This window comes from Lysinibacillus sphaericus (genome assembly GCF_005217585.1).
Taxonomy (GTDB): Bacteria; Bacillota; Bacilli; order Bacillales_A; family Planococcaceae; genus Lysinibacillus; species Lysinibacillus sphaericus.
The window spans coordinates 469,431-488,300 of the sequence record NZ_SZPT01000002.1 but is presented as its reverse complement, the minus strand read 5'-3'; the positions used below and the strand labels follow the sequence as shown (position 1 = coordinate 488,300).

Here is an 18,870-nt window from a genome sequence, read left to right as displayed (position 1 = left end):
GTAACACTATCATATTTGAAAGTTGGAATATGATAGTGTTTATCCAACTACTAATTCATGATACGATAAAATACAATATGAACTATTGAGGTGAGCACAATCTCATGTTTCTAGATAAATTGAAGCATCAGTTACAGCAAAATCAATCGCTATTTATTGGAGAAGAGACTGCTTTTCGTTCGGCCGTTTTAATTCCATTAGTACAAGTGGATGACAAGTGGCATATTCTTTTTGAAGTACGGTCATTGACAATGAGAAAGCAACCAGGAGATATTAGTTTTCCAGGTGGGCGAATTGATGCCACAGATGCATCTCCATTAGCTGCAGCGTTACGGGAAACGCATGAAGAGTTAGGCATCGATCCAACAACGGTACATGTTGTAGGACCATTAAGTCCATATATTACATCTTCTTCATTTGTAACGTACCCATTTGTAGCGATTATTGATACCAATCAAATTATTCATGAATACAACAAAGACGAAGTGGAAGAAGTATTGACTGTACCAATTGACTGGTTATTAAACTATGAGCCATATATGCATTTAGTATCGGTTGAACCAATGCCTTCAATCGATTTTCCATTTGATAAAATTGTTAATGGTGCGCAGTATAAATGGCGAACGCGGTCAATGGAAGAATGGTTTTTTGATTATGAGCAATACACGATTTGGGGTTTAACCGCCCGAATTTTAAAACACTTTATAGAACTGATAAAATAGCAGAATAGCTACATTCCACAGCTTTGTTCCTCACACCTATTCAAAATAGCTATGCGCTACATAAGGGGCACATCTCCATAATTATTTAAAAGGCGCGTATGCTTTTCTTTATTTAGAAGAAAAGTATACGCGCCTTAACTTACTTCGTACAATAATAAATTCGATAGTCCAATACCCCATCGTATTTTACATTCATCTCAATGTTTTGTTCCATGACTTTGTACAATTCAGGCTCAATCTGCTGTGAGTAGTGAAATTCAGGCGCTGAAGAAAAAGATTTATTTTTGCGAATGTGAATCGTCTGAAAACCAGTTTGTTTAAATAGTGTTACCCAATCTTTTTTCGTGAACAACAGATCAAAGCCATAAAATTGTTTGATTTCCTCCGCACTCACGTCGTCAAGTTCTTGTTGTATCGTAAATTCAATCGCAATTAGCTGACCACCAAATTTCAATAAACGATAAATTTCGTTGAGCGCTTTGTGCTTGTTGACAAAGGACAGAACAGATTCCGCAATTATGAAATCGAATTGTTGTTTAGCTAAAGGTAGTTGTTCAACGGAACCTTTAATAATTTGAACTGGTAGGGAGTGTTTTGCCATTCTGCTTTGAGCCTTCTCAACCATAATGGCATTGTTATCGATGCCCGTAACATTTGCTTTATAATGAGATGCTAAGTAGGCGGCGGTTTGGCCTGTACCACAGCCTACATCTAGTATTTGAGAGTGTTTGGTAATGTTCTCATTTTTCAAAAGTTGCTTTGTTAACGCCATGCCCCCAGGATGTGCCCCGCCAACGCCAAATTTAGATAAAAATTCGAGATATTTGGATTTTTGAATAACGATCACCTTCTTTTTTCTTCTTGTTTGTATGATATGAAAAGAAAAATAGTATGGTTCCTAGTGGAGGAATGAAACGAACGATAGGATAAAAAGCAAAACGAAATGTCTAATTATAAGTTTTCAATAGGTTTCCATCGAACGCTTCTATACTATTTATTTTGATGTAGGTTCTTCAAAAGTCTAAACATAAAAAATTTCTAAACGTATACTATATAAACGTTTTATGTATAGGAGGTGAATTGATGCAATATTATTCGCAAAATCCTAGAAGGAGACCAGTCCCAAGAAGATATAGACAAAGTTTTGATCCTATGAATCAAGGTAGACGCGTACAACCCTTCAATTTTAATAGTCCACAACCTTTTACGTTCAACAATCAACAACCCCAAACTTCTCGATTTGGAAATTTATCAAATAATTTACAGGCAATGATGGGCCATGCAGGAACAATAACGAATGGGGTTAATATGCTAAGGCAAATGGGGTCTTTATTAAGTCTATTTAGATAATAAATGAAGAATTCACAGTACTAATTTAGTCAAGGCATGTATACAGCGATTAGTTTCGGTTATAAATGCATGCTGTTTGAATCAAATGAGAAATCACTAAAAATAAATAGTAGATAGCCCTTAATTAAATAGAGGATAAAATGTTTGAAAAATGAACATTTATCCTCTATTTTTTGCGCAAAATACTTAAAAATATAAAAGGGTAATATTTTAATTGTATTTGTCTTTTGTATTTTAGTTATAATTAAAAGGAGAATTACTAAATTTTGGAGGTATTAATGAATAATATTCAATTTGCAGACCGTATTTGTGCTGCTATAAAACAAAAAAAATCACATGCAGTAGTAGGGTTGGATCCAGTCATTACACGTATTCCAACAATAATTTTAGATGAAGCCGAAGAGAAATATGGTAAAAATGAGAATGGTGCAGCCTTTGCCTTGTTAGAATTTAATAAATTAATAATTGATGCAATATCTGAGGATGTAGCCATTGTGAAACCTCAGCTTGCCTATTATGAAGAGTATGGTGCACCAGGAATAGAAGCTTTCTGGAGAACAGTTGAATACTCTCAACAAAAAGGACTTATCGTGATTGCAGATGCAAAGAGAGGTGATATAGATACAACTGCTACAGCATATGCAACTTCTTTTTTTGGTAATTTAAAGAATGAATGGAAAACACCTAAGAAAGTAGATTCGTTAACAATCAATCCGTATTTAGGAAGCGATAGCTTAGAGCCATTCGTTCAACAAGCCATTGAGAAGCATACAGGTTTGTTTATTTTAGTCAAAACGAGCAATCCCTCTTCAGGTGAGTTACAAGAATTATTAACTGAAAATGGAACGATTGCTGAAAATGTGGCTACATTAGTACAGAAATATGGACAACGTGACATAGGTACATATGGTTATTCATCGGTTGGTGCTGTGGTTGGTGCAACATATCCAGAAGCACAGGCTATTTACCGCAAAAAAATGCCACAATCACTATTTTTAGTACCAGGTTATGGTACACAAGGTGGCAATGGTAAAGATATTACGAATGCTTTTAATGCAGATGGCTTCGGTGCATTAATTAGTGCATCAAGAAGTATTATTTTTGCCTATGAAAAAGCAAATGCGCAGTCAAAACAAGCAATTCAAGAGACAACACGAATTGCCATACAAGAAATGAACATGGATATTAATACAGCCCTAAAAAATGTAGGAAAATTAAATTGGTAATAAAAGTTGTTTTTTGATGGGGTGGAATGTGCAAATAAAGTTGATGAGTTTTTAACTGGACGGCAAAGAGCAAGCTAAGCAAGCCACAACACGTGTCTCTAGGATGGAAAAATATACGCAGCAAATTCTTGATGGTAAGGGGTTAAATGATTAGCCCCTAGAATTTCCAATTAATGAATAGAAATCGCCATTAAAAGCCCAAGTATCGCCAGTAAACCCTAAGAATACGCTCTAAAAACGGGCACCAAGTTTGTATAAACAAAAGTGTTAGATTGACGGCTGTCAATCTAACACTTTTGTTTATCTACTTTATTTCGATAAGCTGTTTTCGATAATCGAGCGATTTTTTTCTTTAAATACTTCGTTATGAGAGGATACTACTGCATGTCGATGAGCCGTTGGTTCCAAGTACGTTTTAATGGAGTTAACGGCGTTTGCTGCATCTTGAAATGTGCCAAGTAGAAGATGAATTTTCCCTTCAAACGATAAAATATCACCTGCTGCAAAAATTCCGGGTTGTGCTGTTTCGCCAGTTGCTTTTCCTTCAAAATAATAGTCATCTTTTTTAGGAATGGCAATGGCTTCATCAAATGTGAGCGAGGCTTCGCGATTATAACCGTGACTTACAATGACTTCATCAATTTGGCGTGTATAGCTTTGGTTGGTCCGAGAATTTTCACATGTAACGAATTGAATCGCTGTTTTATCTGGATTGGCAGATAGTTTTGTAATGGTTGTATTACATTCGATTTGTACACCAACATCTAGCGCCTCTTGTATGGTTGCTTCGTGTGCTGAAAGCGTGTCCTTACGGTAGACAATCGTTACGTTTTTGGCAATCGGGCTAAGTTCTACTGCCCAGTCGAGTGCCGCATTTCCGCCTCCCGAAATAATAATATCTTTATTTACAAAGCGTTTATAAGACTGGACTGTATAGTGTAGATTGGACATTTCGTATTTTTCAGCACCTTCTAACGTCAGTTTTTGCGGATTAATAATACCACCACCAACAGCTAACAGAACGGTTTTCGAATAATGTTTTTCTCCCTGTGCTGTATGTATTACAAATAAATCCCCTTGACGTTCGATAAAGTCAACCTTTGTGCTTGTTAGCATTGTTGGTTTAAATGTTTTGGCTTGCGCAATTAATTGTTTGACAAATTGTTCGCCTAAAATGGGCGGGTGACCGCCTATATCCCATATTAACTTTTCAGGATAAAGTAACACCTTTCCACCTAGCTGTTCTTGGCTTTCGATTAATTTTGTTTTCAAGCCTCTTAATCCACTATAAAAGGCGCTATATAAACCTGCAGGTCCACCGCCAATAATCGTTACATCATATAAATCTTGCACTTGTATCGCCACATCCTTAAAAATTTATTGGAAAAGTATTGTATATCCTTATTGGATAGTTCAATCATTTAAATGATAATGATTATCAATATTGATTCGTTGCTATCATATCATGCGTATAACTAAAAAGAAAGAGAAGCTTTTCCATTTGAATCCATCTTTGTTGGTAAAGCCTAGGAATCGCTTCTTTATTTAAGCTTCTATCTAGACAAGAAGAACAAAGTGCTATATAGTTAGCTAGGCTAACTATATAAGGAGGGGTAATATGACGATCGAACAGCAGTTTTTTAATGAGTATCGCTTAATGTACCGACCGTTTACTAACCAACTCAATATGCAACTGGAACACTTTCAACTTTATAGTTCACAGTGGGCAGTATTGCGTTTTTTAATTGATAAAGGGCCACATTCGCTCGTTGAAATTGCGAGCTTTATGTCAATTGAAAAGCCGAGCGTAACGAGGCTTGTACAAAAGCTTGTAGAACTTGGCTATGTGGAGACAGTGGCAGGCAAAGATAAGCGAGAAAAAGTGGTACAATTAACGCCATTTGGAGAAAACATCGTGCAAGAAGTGCAGGAGCACTTAAAACCATTTTTAGAAAAAGCACTAGCAGGTGTGCCGAAACAGGATATTGAAACGGCTACTCGGGTTTTAGCGACCATATGTATGAATATTCATCAGTAGGAGAGAAAAACAAGTGGAATCAACAAGACATAAATTATGGACAAAAGACTTTTTAGTTGTTTCTTTAATTAATTTTACGATTACGTTAATTTTTTATTTATTAATGGTGACAATAGCTGGCTATGCAGTGGAGCAATTTGACGCTTCAACAAGTACGGCTGGTCTAGTGTCAAGTATTTTTATTATCGGGACACTATTTGGACGACTTGGCACAGGACGAATTATCAGTGATCTAGGCAGTAAAAAAACATTATTCATTGGCTTATTATTATTTATGCTATCGACTATGTCTTATTTTATTGCTTTAAATCTTCCTTTACTGATGATGAATCGTTTAATGCAGGGGATTGCGCTCGGTGTAGCGAGTACGGCTACAGGTACGATTATTGCACAAATTTTACCACCAGAGCGACGAGGTGAAGGGATTGGCTATTACAGCTTAAGTGCGATTTTAGCAACTGCAATAGGTCCGTTTATCGGTATATTATTAACGCAGTTGTTTGAAGATTATCGTATGATTTTTGCGGTCGATTCGGTTTTAGCAGTAGTTTGCTTCATGATGTATTTTATGATGACCGTGCCAGATGCGCCAAAAAATCCAAAGATAATGGCAGAGAAAGCGGGCTTCAAGCTATCCAGCTTTATTGAATTGCGTGCACTGCCTATCGCTGTTGTAGCTCTTGTTATTGGCTTTGCTTATTCAGGTGTGATGTCGTTTATGACATTTTACGCAAAAGAGCTTCATTTGGTCACAGCAGGCAGTTACTTCTTTATCGTTTATGCCCTTGTTATTTTAGCAACTCGTCCATTTACAGGGAAAATGCTTGATGCAAGAGGCGCGAATATTATTATTTATCCATGTCTAATCTTGTTTGCGATGGGCATGTATGCATTTAGTACAGCGACAAGCACTGTTGTATTTTTAATAGCTGCGGCTTTTATTGGTATTGGTTATGGTAATTTTAACTCAGTAGCCCAAGCAATAGCTATTAAGGTTACACCACATGAGCGTTTAGGGCTCGCCACTTCAACGTATTTTATTTTGTACGATTTAGGATTAGGTGTAGGGCCTTATTTCTTAGGGCTTTTTGCACCGACGATTGGTTACAGCGCTATATTTTTATCGATGGTAGCGGTAATTTTCCTTTCAATCGTGCTCTATTATGTCTTATATGGGAAATATGAAAAAGTAAAACAAGTCAATATTTAGTAGATTATAATCATTATATTGTAGAACAAACGTCTTTTTGCTTGTTGGAAATAAAATTCAACTGCAAAATGACGTTTTTTTCTTAAATTAAAAATACTTCTTGCAATCAAATATGATAATGATTATCATTCACAATAGAGACTAATTCGGGAAGCAGGTATTTAGCATGAAAAACAAATCATTATTATCAGTGTTAGTTGCAGGTGGCATAATTATGGCGGGCTGTGGCAATACAGAAGACACAAAAAAAGAAGAGAAACCAGCAACGGAGCAAGCAGCACAAACGGCAGCGGTAGATTTGACTACTGAACTATCAGCCTATCAACAATTTGCATTAGAACAGATGGATCATTTCTTGCTAGATACAGAAAAGTTCGTCAACCTGTTTAAAGCGGGTGATATGGAAGGTGCAAAAGCAGCGTATGCGCCAGCACGTATGTACTTCGAGCGTTCTGAACCAATTGCAGAAAGCTTTGGTGACCTTGATCCGCGTATTGATGGCCGTTTAGCCGATATTGAAGAAGAAGGTAAAGGGAAAGAAGAGTGGACTGGCTACCATAAGCTTGAATATGCACTTTGGGTAGAAAATACAACAAAGGGCTATGAGGCAGTGGCAGATCAGCTACTAGCAGACGCTAAAGAATTACATGCACTTGTTCAAACAGTAGAAGTAACACCTGATTTAATGATTACAGGTGCAGTTGATTTATTGAATGAAGTATCTACTTCAAAAATTACGGGTGAAGAAGAAATTTATTCACATACAGACCTCTATGATTTTAAAGCGAATATTGAAGGGGCAGAAAAAATCTTTGAAATTCTTCGACCAAAATTAGAAGCAAAAGACAAAGAGTTAGTTGCAGCGTTAGATGAAAAATTTAAAGCAGTGGATGACTTATTAGCACTACATGCAACAGCTGATGGCGGTTATATTTCTTACGAAGATTTAACAGAAGAAAATACAAAAGCATTAGCAGCAGCAGTGAACCAACTAGGTGAGCCATTAAGTCAAATGGGCATTATTTTGGAGTGATAAAGAATGACAACGTCTAATGATGAAAAATGGATAAATAAAAAAATATCTCGCCGTGACATGTTAAAACTAACAGGCATGGGCGTGGCTGGCATTGCGATAGGTGCTTCTGGCTTTGGTGGTGTAATGAAAGCGATGGGTTACGATATGTTTGAACCTGTCGCTGATAGCACAACAGCAAAAAATAAAGTTAATTTCTATGGTAAACATCAGTCTGGCATTAATACACCCGTTCAAAAACATATATATTTTGCTTCTTTAACGGTTTTAGTGACATCAAAAGAGGAGCTACAAGAGTTGTTCAAGAAATGGACACCTCTTGTTGTTCGTTTAATGAATGGTGAATTAATGGTAGATTTAACAACAAATACTAGAGTTCCAACGGGTGATACCGGAGAAGCAGAAGGCTTAGATGCTTCGAATTTATCCATAACGTTTGGTGTAGGTCCTTCACTGTTCGATAAGCTTGGCATGGCTCATTTAAAACCAGCCGAATTAGCGGACTTACCACATTTTCCGAAAGACCAACTACAAAAGGAATATACAGGTGGAGATCTTTGCATTCAAGCCTGTGCAGACGATCCACAAGTGGCGTTCCATGCTGTACGCAATTTAGTACGCGCTGCTTCTGGCAAAGTGGAGATTAAATGGTCCCAAGCGGGCTTTAACTCATTCCCAGCTGAAGGGGGGACACCTCGAAATTTATTTGCATTCAAGGACGGTACAGTCAACCCTTCTATTAAAGATGAACAAGACTTAAACAAAGTAGTATGGGTCGATAAAGGGTGGCTTAAGGGTGGCTCCTATTTAGTGGCTCGAAAAATCCAAATGCATCTTGAAACATGGGATCGTACATCGTTAAAGGATCAAGAAGCAACGTTTGGGCGTTATCGCGATAGTGGTGCGCCATTTGGTAAAACGAAGGAATTCGATGATTTTGATGTAGAAGCAAAAGATAACAAGGGCGAGTATATTATGCCCGATACATCGCATGTCCATTTAGCACGTAAATCAGGTGCTCGCATACTACGTCGCTCTTATTCTTACGCATCAGGCGTTATGTCGAATACAGGAGCGCACGATGCAGGGCTCCTATTTATCTCTTTCCAAAAAGATCCAGCGCAGTTTACAACAGTACAAAACAGTCTAGGACGAATGGACAAAATGAATGAATATATTACTCATCGAGGCAGTGCCGTTTTTGCTTGCTTCCCTGGAGTACAAAAAGGGAGTTATTTAGGTGAAGCACTTTTTAACGCGCTGTAGCATTATAGTATGCTTATTATTGGCACTTGCGGTACCAGTACAAGCAGCAGAATCTTATAGTCACTTGTACATTTCCATTAGTGACGCTCTGATGAATACGAAGCAAGACAAGCAAGCTGAAGCAACGCGTGCACTTGAACAATTTGCAACGGACTGGGCAACTGTAAATTCACAACAAACTGAAGCAAAAGAAAAGGTTGATCAAATACTTGAGCAAGCTGTAAAGGCTTCTTCAAAAGAAGAGCGTTTAACTGCATTGTCGGCTCTATCGAATGCATTACGTGTATTAGAAAAGCTCGAAAATCCAGTAGATGAAGCGGAGCAACGAGCTGACTTTGGTCTAAAAATGAAACCAATTATGACTGCCTTTGAGCAAGCGTTAGCAAGTGGTGATATAACAACGATTGACGCTGCGTACAAAGAGTTTAATATGAAATGGAATAAAAATGAAAGACCAGTACGTGAACAAAGTATTGCAATGTACGGTCAAATTGAAACACAAATGGCTTTTTTACGTATTACAATTTCTTCAGAACAGCCTGATGTAACATTAATGCAATCACAATTTGCAGAACTAAAGAAAACGATTGAAGATTTTGTAGCAGGTAACGAAACAGCACAAATTGTAGCAGGTGAATATTCTTTAGCATCTTTAATTGCGTATATAGATGAAGCTAACGATTTGATAGACGATGGTGACTACAAGGCAGCATCTGATAAAATACGTGAATTTATTACGATTTGGCCAAGTGTAGAGATTGAAATTTCAACACGCAACGGTAATCTCTATACTAAAATAGAAAGTGATATGCCGATTATAGTAAGTGACTTATTAAAGACTCAGGTCGATGAAAAGGCCATTAAAAGTAAACTTAATCAGTTCCGTACCGAAATTGAATTAATACAAGGTAATGCCGATTATTCCATTTGGGATTCAGCACTTATTTTGTTGCGTGAGGGCTTAGAGGCATTATTGATTATCCTTGCGTTAGTGTCATTTTTAAATAAATCAGGACAAACATCGTTACGTAAATGGATTTATATCGGGGCTTTAGCTGGGGTAGTATTATCGGCTGTAGCGGCAGTATTAATGTCAACGATCTTTCATTCAGCAACGGTCGATACAAACCGAGAAATAATGGAAGGTTATGTCGGTCTTGTAGCTGCTGCAATGATGATAGGAGTCGGGATATGGCTTCATAGTAAGTCCAACGTTGCGAGCTGGAATCGTTATATTTCAAAACAAATGGGCAATGCTATTTCAAGTGGTTCCGTATTTGCTATGGCTGCTGTCAGCTTTTTATCGGTGTTCCGAGAAGGAGCAGAAACACTCGTGTTCTATGCGGGAATTGCACCGAAAATGGCGACCTCTCAATTTATACTCGGTATTGTTTTGGCGCTTGTCATCTTAGCTGTTATCGCAATCGTCTTATTCAAAGCGAGTGGTAAAATTGCCATTCATAAGCTTTTTGCGGTGGCAACTGTGTTAATTTATGTGTTAGCATTTAAAATCATCGGTGTCAGCTTGCATACATTACAACTACGAGATAGTGTACCAACGACTATTGTGGATGGCCTGCCAGTCATTAGCTTAATTGGCTTCTATCCAACACTAGAAACAATGATAGGGCAAGCGATTTTACTTGTGCTAGTAGTAGCAACTATTATCTATAAAAAGAAACAAGCAAAATAGCGAAAAAAGAGGCTGGGACATAACCTTAAAATCTTAAGTAGAGGTACATTGGTTATGATAAATTTTTGCTAAGAAAATATATAGAATATATTTTCTATTATTTCTTTTGCAATGAATAATAAATTAGGAGGCTTCACTAGTTGTTGGTAGCGGAGGCGGTGACTCCTGCTCAGAACGGCGCACAGCGTAAGATGCTGGCATTCTGCGCGTTAGCGAGGGTTGCGGCTTACTGTGCTGAGCGGAAAGCACCGCCGAAGTGGACAATAACGGCGCAGCAAAAAAGTGTTAGATTGACTCCCATCGATCTAACACTTTTTCTCTTTTGTCCCAGCCCCTTTTTTTATGGTGCAGTATGCCAATGCGAAGGCATACGCAAATAAAATGGTAGTTTTGTTTGGTGATTACCGATTGCCGAATTGATTTGCATTTGCGTTAAAAACATCGCAGTGTCTGTTGCTGTTAAATCTTTCCCCTTTAAATTTTTTCCAATCCAATTTGCCCCTCTATGGTGAGGCGCATTTTTTTTACTTACAGTGTTGAATACAAGCTTATTGCGAATTTGTGCACTGGTTTCTAATAATAGGTTGTTGACAGGTTGTCGGATTGGAGGAATATCTAGAACCACTAATGCTGTTGCCTCTAATTTAGAAAGAGTTAGTAATGTCTCTAATTGTTCATGCAATTTGTCGTATAATTTAGGTGATATCCGTCACTTCCGACATGATTTGTTCTCCTCGCCTCTCTACTAACTTACTATAATTTTAATATTAAATAACTTTTAATGGATATTATTATCAATATTTTTTATACTGTAAAAAATCAAGAAACTTATTTAAGTTTGCTGTAAACTAAAGAGAATATAGAGTGAAAGAGTGATGGCATGCTACAGGTAAATGTGGAGGATTCAAGTTTAATATTAGAGGGTGGGACGTTTCGTACATTGTTTACATCTGGTGTCTTGGATGCTTTTTTAGAGCATGACATTATGATGCCTTATGTTGTCGCTATTTCAGCAGGTGCAATCAATGCATGCTCGTATGTATCACAGCAAAAGGAACGGTCTTTACGTGTATTAATGGATTATCGCCATGATAAGCGCTACATGGGCTTGAAAAATTTCCTTAAAGAAAAAAGCTTATTTGGCTTGGATTTTGCGTATAATGTGATTCCGAATGAGCTAGATATTTTTGATTGGGATACGTATAAGCAGTATGATGGGAAATTGCTTTTTGGCGTAACAAATGCAGCAACAGGACAAGTTGAATATATGGATGCAAAGGAAATGGATCGCCAGTGTACGATGTTGCGTGCAACTTGTGCTATACCAATCTTATTTCCAGAAATCAAACTAAATAATACGCCATATTACGATGGTGGCTTAGCAGAGCCAATTCCGATCATGCATGGTGTTGAAACGGGTTTTAAAAAGCATGTACTAGTATTAACCCGACCTAAAGGCTACCGTAAACAGCTAGATCGGCAAAGTAAATGGGCTATGAAACTACTAGCTAAACGTTATCCGAATTTAGTAAAAAGCATGCAAAAACGTGCAGACCATTATAACGCTTCACTTGATTATTGTGAACAATTAGAGGCACAAGGAAAGGCATTTATATTCCGCCCAACACAAGCACTTAATAGCTTTGAGAAAGATACAGTGCAAATGCGTAAAAATTACGACATGGGCTATCAGCAAGCGATGCAACAAATAGATGCATTAAAGCAATTTTTAACTTGATTTTAAAATGGTAAGGGGAGGGCCAACGTGCATTTTGGGCTCTCTTTTTCATAGCGCTTAAGCATCAACGTTCATTATGTAAAAATTGTAGAAAAGATTTCATGTCACATCACATTTCGATATAATAAATGAAAACTAGAAGAGGCGCGTATATGGAAACAGAATGGTTACGCACGTTTATCGTTGCGGCGAAAACGGAAAATTTCCGTGAGACGGCGGAAAGACGCTTTATCACGCAATCGACGGTATCCAAACATATTCAGCATTTAGAAAGGGAATTGCAGACAACGCTTTTTGAACGTCAAACAAAGCATGTCAAACTCAATCGGATTGGTGCACACTTTTTACAACAAGCTGAAAAAGTGGTAGAAATCGTTGATGAAGCAGTACATAGTACACAATTGATGAAAAGTGGTTTTACTTCGAAATTAACAATAGGTGTAGCACCTCAAATAGCGAATTCCACATTACCAGCTATTATCGATCGTTTTCAGCAACAAAACCCTACCATTCATCTTTCTATTGAACTGTTAAAATCTAATGAAATTGGGGAAGCGGTTTATGCGGGAGCTATAGATATAGGGATTTCGAAATTAACCTCCACCCGTGCGGTGCACACGAAAATGCTTGCCCAAGAGCCACTCCAACTTATCGTACCGATAGGGAAAAAATGGACTGATCCAATGACGCTTTTACAACAAGAAACGATTTTAACACATGAATACGCGTCTTATTGGCAAGAAGTACAACAAGTACTTCAGCAATTGCCAAGCTATAAAAGCATGCAGGTTAACCAAACAGAAGTTATAAAAAACTTTGTCAAACAAGGGCTAGGAATTGCCTTTTTACCGAAAAGTGTTATTGAAGCTGCTTATGATGAGCAATCGCTCCATAGTTATTCGGTAAAGGAATTCTCGCATATTGTGTCCAACACTTATTTTTTATCAAAGTACGTAACGGCTGATATTGAAGCTTTTTTTACGGTTTGTGATGCTGTCTATCAAAACAGAGGGAGCTATTACTAGAAGAGAAGGTGATATTTGCATGTATAATATGATGTCAGAAATAAGTCGAGTCGTTAGTGGACCCATCACGTTATTTTTAAATTCCTACGAACATTCTCCACTTGTTATCGCGTTACTTCTTGGCCTAGTTGGCGCACTAGCACCTTGTCAATTAACCGGCAACTTGAGCGCCATAACATTCTATGGTCATCGTACCATTCAAATGAAAAATAATTGGAGCGAAGTAATGGCTTTTATGATCGGTAAGGTTGCTGTCTTTAGTTTAATTGGCTTATTAGCTTGGCTATTTGGACAATCATTTGAAACATCAATAACTACTTATTTTCCAATATTTCGTAAGACGATAGGACCCATTATGTTGTTAACAGGTCTTGTCCTAATCGGCATTTTAAAATTAAAATGGCTGCATCAAATATCATCCCATATCCCGCTTGTATTGAAAGAAGGGAAGGCAGGTTCATTTCTAATGGGGGCATGCTTTGCCATTGCCTTTTGTCCGACGATGTTTGTGCTATTTTTCGTTTGGCTGATGCCTACAGTTGTTACTACTTCCTATGGATTGGTTTTGCCAGCGGTTTTTGGTCTTGCGACTTCCATGCCACTTATTTTAATGTTGGTATTGATTCAAATATTTGATACAAAACGCGCCATTATGAAAACAAGTATGAAAATGGGAAGAGTAATACAAATCGTAGCAGGTATCATTTTAATCATGATTGGCGTAATGGACACTATTACCTATTGGGGTATAACGATATGAAAAAGAAGTACGTTGCGCTTGAGTGGAACAATTTGGAGGCTGTTGCTGTAAGGACAGTCTCTATTTTTATTTGTAAAAAGGAAAGGAAAGAGGGAACATATGATTTATGCAATCGCATTATTTCTATTAGCAGGTATTGGTGAAATCGGAGGTGGCTATTTAATTTGGCTTTGGTTAAGGGAAGGCAAACCATTTTATTGGGGCATTTTTGGAGGGATTGCATTAGCTTTATATGGCGTGGTGGCAACTTTTCAATCATTTCCGACTTTTGGTCGAGTCTATGCAGCGTATGGAGGAGTTTTTATTGTGCTGTCCATCTTGTGGGGCTGGGGCATAGATAAGCAAAAGCCTGACATGTTAGATTTAGTAGGTGCTGGTATTTGTATTATCGGAGTCATGGTTATGTTAATGCCGCGTTCATAATAGAGAGAAAGTGTTAGATTATCGGTCATTAATCTAACACTTTTTTTGCTGTGAACGAAGTTGTCCACTACGGGGGACGTTTCTCAAAGATTAGTGGCGCTAGCATTTGTTTTTGTGGCGTATCATGACCTTTTCGTGACGCTAATCATTTTTTAGCCCTTTTTTAGCCCTTTGTTGCAACAAAACGTAAGCGCCAATAATCAGCAATCCATTGTTTATCTCGATAATTGGTTGGTCGCAACAGTTCTTCACATTTTGCATAAACGCGTTCTTTTTCATGCTGACTTACATGCTGGAGAATGTTGTTGCTAAACATAACAAGCCAATTCCGTAAGCCATCGTCACCTTGAAGCGGCGTCGGACGTTTATATAAAGTAATCATTTGTACAGTAAAGCCCACTTTTTCGAGCATCGTTTGATATTCGTCAGCTGCTGGAAAATACCATGGGAAATACTGCTCTTCATATGGCAGCCCAAGCGCCTCCATACTTGTTCTAAGTGCTCCGACAATAGAAGCGATATTCCCGTGGCCGCCCATTTCTGCAACAAAACGTCCTTGTTGTTTTAGTGCACGATAGATATTGTCAATCACTTTATCTTGTTGTTTCATCCAATGAAGCGCTGCATTGGAAAAGACTGCATCAAATTGATGGGTGTAGTCCATAGTAGCTGCATCTTGTGTGTTAAAGGTAAGCGTAGGATATTTTTGTTGAGCGCTTAAAATCATATCATGTGAAGCATCAATGCCATGTACAACTGCACCACATTGCGTTATTTCGTTGGCTAAATCTCCTGTGCCACAGCCAACATCTAAAATATGTTCTTGTTTTTGTGGTGCAAGTAAGTTGACTAAACTTTCTCCGAATTTTGAAACAAAGTCATGTTTTTGATCGTAAAGAGTTGCATTCCATTTTGTTGTCATTGTCTACCATCTCCTTTGTTTTTTAGCATAACAAAGAGAGGTGTGGAACGAAAATTCGAAAAAAGGGCTGTTTTGATTCCAATTTGGAATGATAGAAAGAAAAAGAATCCGCTCGCTCTACGGGTAATTCGTAGTAAACGAGCAGACTCTTTTAAGGTAATATCAATAATTAAAGCTTTGTGAGCGTTTTGCCGCTCCAGCCAAATAGTATTGTTAAAACTGGACCAAGCAAACAGAAGAAGGTGAATGGTAGATAAGTAGTTGTTGGAATATCTAGTACACTAGCGATAAAAATTCCGCACACGCTCCATGGTACAAGCGGGTTCACAACAGTACCTGCATCTTCCATGACACGCGATAAATTTTTCGGCGCAAGTCCAACCTTTGCAAACTGCGCTTTAAATGCCTCTCCAGTAAGCAAAATGGACAAATATTGTTCACCGATTAATGTGTTGACGCCAATTCCTGTTAGCGCAGCACCCGTAATAACGGAGCCAGCACTTGTAAATAAGCTTTCAATTTTTGCTAAAATACTTTGAATAATACCAAGTGTAAATAATAATCCGCCCATTGTAAGTGCAAGTAATACTAAAGCGATTGTAAAGAGCATACTATTCAATCCGCCACGAGTAAGCAGAGCATCTACGTCTTTAATTCCTGTATCGGATACATAGCCATTAAACAGCATGTCAAATACGTGGGACAGGGCCAGTGGTTCTTGTATGTAAGCAAGTCCAACGCCAACGATTGAAACCACTGCAAGTGTAATAAGAGCAGGTGCTTTATATAAGGTCATGATAACCAGAACAACGATTGGTAGTAATGTGTACCAATGAATAAGACCTGTAGAAAGTAATCCTATTTTAAATTGTTCAACCGTTTCAAAAGAAGTATTGGCACCAGACGGTGATAACAAGGCATACAAAGCAAACGAAATCACAAAGGCAGGAATAGTCGTCCAACCCATATTTTTAATATGCTCAAATAAATCAACACCTACTGTACCCGATGCTAAATTAGTTGTATCAGATAGCGGTGACATTTTATCGCCAAAAAAGGCGCCGGAAACAATAGCACCAGCCGTGATGGCTAACGAAATATCCATTGCGCCAGCGATTCCCATAAAGGCCACGCCAACTGTCGCAACTGTTGTTAAAGAGCTACCAACGGAAATCCCGACAATGCTACAAATAAGAAAAACAATGGCAAAGAAAAAGCTAGGTGAAACAGTTAAAAAACCGTAATATATCAGTGTTGGAATGGTGCCGCCCATAATCCAACTCGAAATTAAAATACCGATAAAGAAGAAAATAAAGACAGCACCTAAACCAGCACTGGCACCAGCAACCATCCCAGATTCAAGCTCACGGAAAGGTACTTTTTTCAATAGTCCATAGGCAATTAAAAGTGAGATTACTAAAATAATGGGGATATGTGGCGTTGCTTTTAAATAGCCAATACTAATGGCCATTGTGGCAATAATTAAAAGTGTAATGAAGCAAGCCTCAATAAATCGAGGGTTACTTTTTGCTTCAATGCGAAACATACGAATCCTCCTAACAATTACTTCTGCGCTTCAATGCGGTGAAGCCCAAAAGTATTATAGCATGCTTATAAATATTGTCAATTGATTGAAAATTCTGTCTATATAGACCGTTAAAAAAGATAGCGATATTTTCTCGCTATCTACTAGTTAAAATGCGCAACATAATCCCATGCATTTTTGATAATTAAGATACACGTCATGACAATAAAAATAAGACGCATCATGTTCGTCCCCCGTGTTAACGCAAATTTAGACCCTAAAATAGCACCGAATATCATAACGAAGCCCATTGGCAAGCCATATAAAAAATTGACCTGTCCTAATACTAAAAACATTACAAGTGCAGCCAAATTCGATGTGAAATTAAATGCTTTTGCATTCCCAGCAGCTTGCAAAAAATCATTTCCCATCATTAAAAGGATGAAAATAAAAAAAGAACCTGTCCCTGGGCCAAAAAAACCATCGTAAAAGCCTACCACCGTAAACGCACAAAGAAAGGCTATTTTCTTTCCTATACTTAACATACGTTGCTTTGGCTGTTGTCCCCAATCTTTTTTTAAAACTGTATAAGTTGCGACTAGTACGAGCATAACAAGCATAAGTGGCTTTAAAATCGAAGGTGATACAAGGTGCACAGTGTATGCACCAATTAAAGAGCCTAAAAAAATAAAAGGTAAGATTTTTCCAATCTTTTTAAAATCGACTTTACCTGCCCGCAAAAAAGTCAGCATGCTAGTGCCATTACTGATGGTATTCGCTAGTTTATTCGTTGCAATGGCTGTACTTGGTGGTAATCCTACCGCCATTAATGCTGGTAAAGAAATCAAGCCTCCGCCACCAACAATGGCATTTAAAAAGGATGCGATAAAGCCAAATACTAATAATGTACTAAGTGAAAGTAAATGAATATCCATGAAAATAACCATCCTTTTGCATCATACAATGTTTTCTTGTAAGCGTACTGCTTATGGCTAAAAATAACAATGGTGTTTGTATATTTTGTGGATTTAAAATTTACAATTCCTTTACATTGTAAAATTATAAGAAAAAATTTTTTTCAAGTATTTTTATAAAAATTAAAGAAAAAACGTTACATTCAACAGCAAAAAACGTCTTTTTATTAGAAGATTTCCAACGTTTGTAACTTGTTTACGTATGTTTGAATGAAATATGGCAATTTTAATATTACATTATTGTAAATTCAATTTATTTATCTTTAAAGTTATGTAGAATTATGTAAAGATTTTGTTATGATAGTTGCAGAAATCGACAATATTTATTCAACAGGAGGAACATAATGTTCAACTCAAGTAAGCAAGATCCATTTTTTCAGGCTTTATTAAAAATTTCTCAAAATGTGAAAGAAGGTATTTACTTCGCTCATAACGCGCGTATTCATGATATCGATGCATTAAAAGAGATCGCCGATACAATGAAACAATATGAAACAAGCGGTGATAAGCTGATTCATGAGCTAATTGTTATGCTAAATAAATCATTTATGACACCTATTGAACGAGAAGATATATTAGCGCTAGCAAATAAATTAGATGATGTAATTGACGGGATGGAAGGCTGTATTGCCCATTTTAATATGTACAACTTAACAGAAGTAACAGAGCCGATGCGTCAATTCCTAACGTACATTGCTAAAAGTACAGATGAAATGGTACAAGCAATGGAGCTACTAAATAGTAAAAAGCTTGTAGAAATGCGTAAACATGCCATTCAAATTAAAGACTATGAGCGTGAATGTGATGAGATATTCCGTTCTTCTATGAAGCAATTATTTATTCAAGAAAAAGATCCAATGCGCATTATCGTATTCAAAGATATTTACGAACAATTTGAAGATATTGCAGATTGTTGTCAAACAGTAGCGAATACAATCGAAACAATAATTATGCGAAATGCGTAA

At 37.4% G+C, this 18,870-nt stretch carries 19 protein-coding genes; 13 read left to right on the top strand and 6 right to left on the bottom strand.

All coding sequences use genetic code 11. The features are described from left to right. Positions 1-104: 104 nt before the first annotated feature. Entirely contained in the window at positions 105-722 is a 618-nt protein-coding gene (locus tag FC748_RS08030; RefSeq protein ID WP_024363607.1) for an NUDIX hydrolase, read from the top strand. A gap of 139 nt (positions 723-861) precedes the next feature. On the opposite strand, the gene FC748_RS08025 is transcribed toward FC748_RS08030, so the two are convergent. Continuing rightward, the gene (locus FC748_RS08025; RefSeq protein ID WP_229389480.1) at positions 862-1,569 is read right to left on the bottom strand and encodes a class I SAM-dependent methyltransferase; all 708 of its coding nucleotides are present in this window, start codon (positions 1,567-1,569) and stop codon (positions 862-864) included. Between the two features lie 236 nt (positions 1,570-1,805). Between FC748_RS08025 and FC748_RS08020 the strand changes: the two genes are divergently transcribed. Then, positions 1,806-2,072, top strand: a complete 267-nt coding sequence (locus FC748_RS08020; protein ID WP_024363609.1) for a hypothetical protein — start codon at positions 1,806-1,808, stop codon at positions 2,070-2,072. Between the two features lie 278 nt (positions 2,073-2,350). Further along, on the top strand, positions 2,351-3,298 hold the full coding sequence (pyrF, locus tag FC748_RS08015) for an orotidine-5'-phosphate decarboxylase (RefSeq protein ID WP_108030960.1): 948 nt from the start codon (positions 2,351-2,353) through the stop codon (positions 3,296-3,298). 309 nt (positions 3,299-3,607) lie between these two features. Here the strand turns inward: pyrF and FC748_RS08010 are convergent, their stop codons facing one another. Beyond that, positions 3,608-4,651: an NAD(P)/FAD-dependent oxidoreductase gene (locus FC748_RS08010; RefSeq protein ID WP_108030959.1), complete on the bottom strand. Its 1,044-nt coding sequence runs from the start codon at positions 4,649-4,651 to the stop codon at positions 3,608-3,610. Between the two features lie 265 nt (positions 4,652-4,916). On the opposite strand from FC748_RS08010, the gene FC748_RS08005 reads away from it, so the two are divergent. The 5 genes from FC748_RS08005 (at position 4,917) to FC748_RS07985 (ending at position 10,538) form a co-directional block, all read left to right on the top strand. After that, positions 4,917-5,336 carry a MarR family winged helix-turn-helix transcriptional regulator gene (locus tag FC748_RS08005; protein ID WP_108030958.1) on the top strand — a complete coding sequence of 140 codons (420 nt, stop codon included), beginning with the start codon at positions 4,917-4,919 and terminating at the stop codon, positions 5,334-5,336. 13 nt (positions 5,337-5,349) lie between these two features. Next, positions 5,350-6,546 (top strand): MFS transporter, encoded by a 1,197-nt coding sequence (locus FC748_RS08000; RefSeq protein WP_108030957.1) that lies wholly within the window; start codon positions 5,350-5,352, stop codon positions 6,544-6,546. A gap of 166 nt (positions 6,547-6,712) precedes the next feature. Beyond that, positions 6,713-7,579, top strand: coding sequence for an iron uptake system protein EfeO (gene efeO, locus FC748_RS07995; RefSeq protein WP_025219322.1), 867 nt, complete (start codon positions 6,713-6,715; stop codon positions 7,577-7,579). Between the two features lie 6 nt (positions 7,580-7,585). Beyond that, a complete protein-coding gene (gene efeB / locus FC748_RS07990) occupies positions 7,586-8,845 on the top strand; it encodes an iron uptake transporter deferrochelatase/peroxidase subunit (protein WP_025219323.1) in 1,260 nt (419 codons plus the stop codon). Continuing rightward, entirely contained in the window at positions 8,820-10,538 is a 1,719-nt protein-coding gene (locus FC748_RS07985) for an FTR1 family iron permease (protein WP_108030956.1), read from the top strand. The genes efeB and FC748_RS07985 overlap by 26 nt, the downstream gene beginning before the upstream one ends. A 340-nt stretch (positions 10,539-10,878) precedes the next feature. Here the strand turns inward: FC748_RS07985 and FC748_RS07980 are convergent, their stop codons facing one another. Beyond that, on the bottom strand, positions 10,879-11,220 hold the full coding sequence (locus FC748_RS07980; RefSeq protein ID WP_108030955.1) for a hypothetical protein: 342 nt from the start codon (positions 11,218-11,220) through the stop codon (positions 10,879-10,881). A gap of 198 nt (positions 11,221-11,418) precedes the next feature. Between FC748_RS07980 and FC748_RS07975 the strand changes: the two genes are divergently transcribed. The 4 genes from FC748_RS07975 to FC748_RS07960 all read left to right on the top strand — a co-directional run bounded on the left by FC748_RS07975 (position 11,419) and on the right by FC748_RS07960 (position 14,484). After that, complete coding sequence (locus FC748_RS07975) at positions 11,419-12,276, top strand: patatin-like phospholipase family protein (protein ID WP_029747330.1); 858 nt, start codon at positions 11,419-11,421, stop codon at positions 12,274-12,276. 152 nt (positions 12,277-12,428) lie between these two features. Beyond that, complete coding sequence (locus tag FC748_RS07970; RefSeq protein ID WP_108030954.1) at positions 12,429-13,301, top strand: LysR family transcriptional regulator; 873 nt, start codon at positions 12,429-12,431, stop codon at positions 13,299-13,301. A 19-nt stretch (positions 13,302-13,320) separates the two neighbouring features. Continuing rightward, positions 13,321-14,061, top strand: coding sequence for an urease accessory protein UreH domain-containing protein (locus FC748_RS07965; protein ID WP_024363618.1), 741 nt, complete (start codon positions 13,321-13,323; stop codon positions 14,059-14,061). Between the two features lie 99 nt (positions 14,062-14,160). Beyond that, entirely contained in the window at positions 14,161-14,484 is a 324-nt protein-coding gene (locus FC748_RS07960; protein WP_024363619.1) for a YnfA family protein, read from the top strand. A gap of 163 nt (positions 14,485-14,647) precedes the next feature. Here FC748_RS07960 and FC748_RS07955 read toward each other — a convergent pair whose 3' ends face one another. The 3 genes from FC748_RS07955 to FC748_RS07945 all read right to left on the bottom strand — a co-directional run bounded on the left by FC748_RS07955 (position 14,648) and on the right by FC748_RS07945 (position 17,866). Beyond that, a complete protein-coding gene (locus FC748_RS07955; protein ID WP_108030953.1) occupies positions 14,648-15,406 on the bottom strand; it encodes a class I SAM-dependent methyltransferase in 759 nt (252 codons plus the stop codon). A 169-nt stretch (positions 15,407-15,575) separates the two neighbouring features. Further along, positions 15,576-16,952 (bottom strand): Na+/H+ antiporter NhaC, encoded by a 1,377-nt coding sequence (gene nhaC / locus FC748_RS07950; protein ID WP_108030952.1) that lies wholly within the window; start codon positions 16,950-16,952, stop codon positions 15,576-15,578. Positions 16,953-17,095: 143 nt separating this feature from the next. Continuing rightward, the gene (locus tag FC748_RS07945; protein WP_080653353.1) at positions 17,096-17,866 is read right to left on the bottom strand and encodes a sulfite exporter TauE/SafE family protein; all 771 of its coding nucleotides are present in this window, start codon (positions 17,864-17,866) and stop codon (positions 17,096-17,098) included. A 383-nt stretch (positions 17,867-18,249) separates the two neighbouring features. Between FC748_RS07945 and FC748_RS07940 the strand changes: the two genes are divergently transcribed. Then, positions 18,250-18,870 carry a DUF47 domain-containing protein gene (locus FC748_RS07940; RefSeq protein WP_025219331.1) on the top strand — a complete coding sequence of 207 codons (621 nt, stop codon included), beginning with the start codon at positions 18,250-18,252 and terminating at the stop codon, positions 18,868-18,870.

What these genes read in the sequence shown, in the direction of transcription:
- FC748_RS08030 (WP_024363607.1), top strand. Translation starts at nt 105, where the DNA reads ATGTTTCTAGATAAATTGAAGCATCAGTTACAGCAAAATCAATCGCTA.
- FC748_RS08020 (WP_024363609.1), top strand. Translation starts at nt 1,806, where the DNA reads ATGCAATATTATTCGCAAAATCCTAGAAGGAGACCAGTCCCAAGAAGA.
- pyrF (WP_108030960.1), top strand. Translation starts at nt 2,351, where the DNA reads ATGAATAATATTCAATTTGCAGACCGTATTTGTGCTGCTATAAAACAA.
- FC748_RS08005 (WP_108030958.1), top strand. Translation starts at nt 4,917, where the DNA reads ATGACGATCGAACAGCAGTTTTTTAATGAGTATCGCTTAATGTACCGA.
- efeO (WP_025219322.1), top strand. Translation starts at nt 6,713, where the DNA reads ATGAAAAACAAATCATTATTATCAGTGTTAGTTGCAGGTGGCATAATT.
- efeB (WP_025219323.1), top strand. Translation starts at nt 7,586, where the DNA reads ATGACAACGTCTAATGATGAAAAATGGATAAATAAAAAAATATCTCGC.
- FC748_RS07975 (WP_029747330.1), top strand. Translation starts at nt 11,419, where the DNA reads ATGCTACAGGTAAATGTGGAGGATTCAAGTTTAATATTAGAGGGTGGG.
- FC748_RS07970 (WP_108030954.1), top strand. Translation starts at nt 12,429, where the DNA reads ATGGAAACAGAATGGTTACGCACGTTTATCGTTGCGGCGAAAACGGAA.
- FC748_RS07965 (WP_024363618.1), top strand. Translation starts at nt 13,321, where the DNA reads ATGTATAATATGATGTCAGAAATAAGTCGAGTCGTTAGTGGACCCATC.
- FC748_RS07960 (WP_024363619.1), top strand. Translation starts at nt 14,161, where the DNA reads ATGATTTATGCAATCGCATTATTTCTATTAGCAGGTATTGGTGAAATC.
- FC748_RS07955 (WP_108030953.1), bottom strand. Translation starts at nt 15,406, where the DNA reads ATGACAACAAAATGGAATGCAACTCTTTACGATCAAAAACATGACTTT.
- nhaC (WP_108030952.1), bottom strand. Translation starts at nt 16,952, where the DNA reads ATGTTTCGCATTGAAGCAAAAAGTAACCCTCGATTTATTGAGGCTTGC.
- FC748_RS07945 (WP_080653353.1), bottom strand. Translation starts at nt 17,866, where the DNA reads ATGGATATTCATTTACTTTCACTTAGTACATTATTAGTATTTGGCTTT.
- FC748_RS07940 (WP_025219331.1), top strand. Translation starts at nt 18,250, where the DNA reads ATGTTCAACTCAAGTAAGCAAGATCCATTTTTTCAGGCTTTATTAAAA.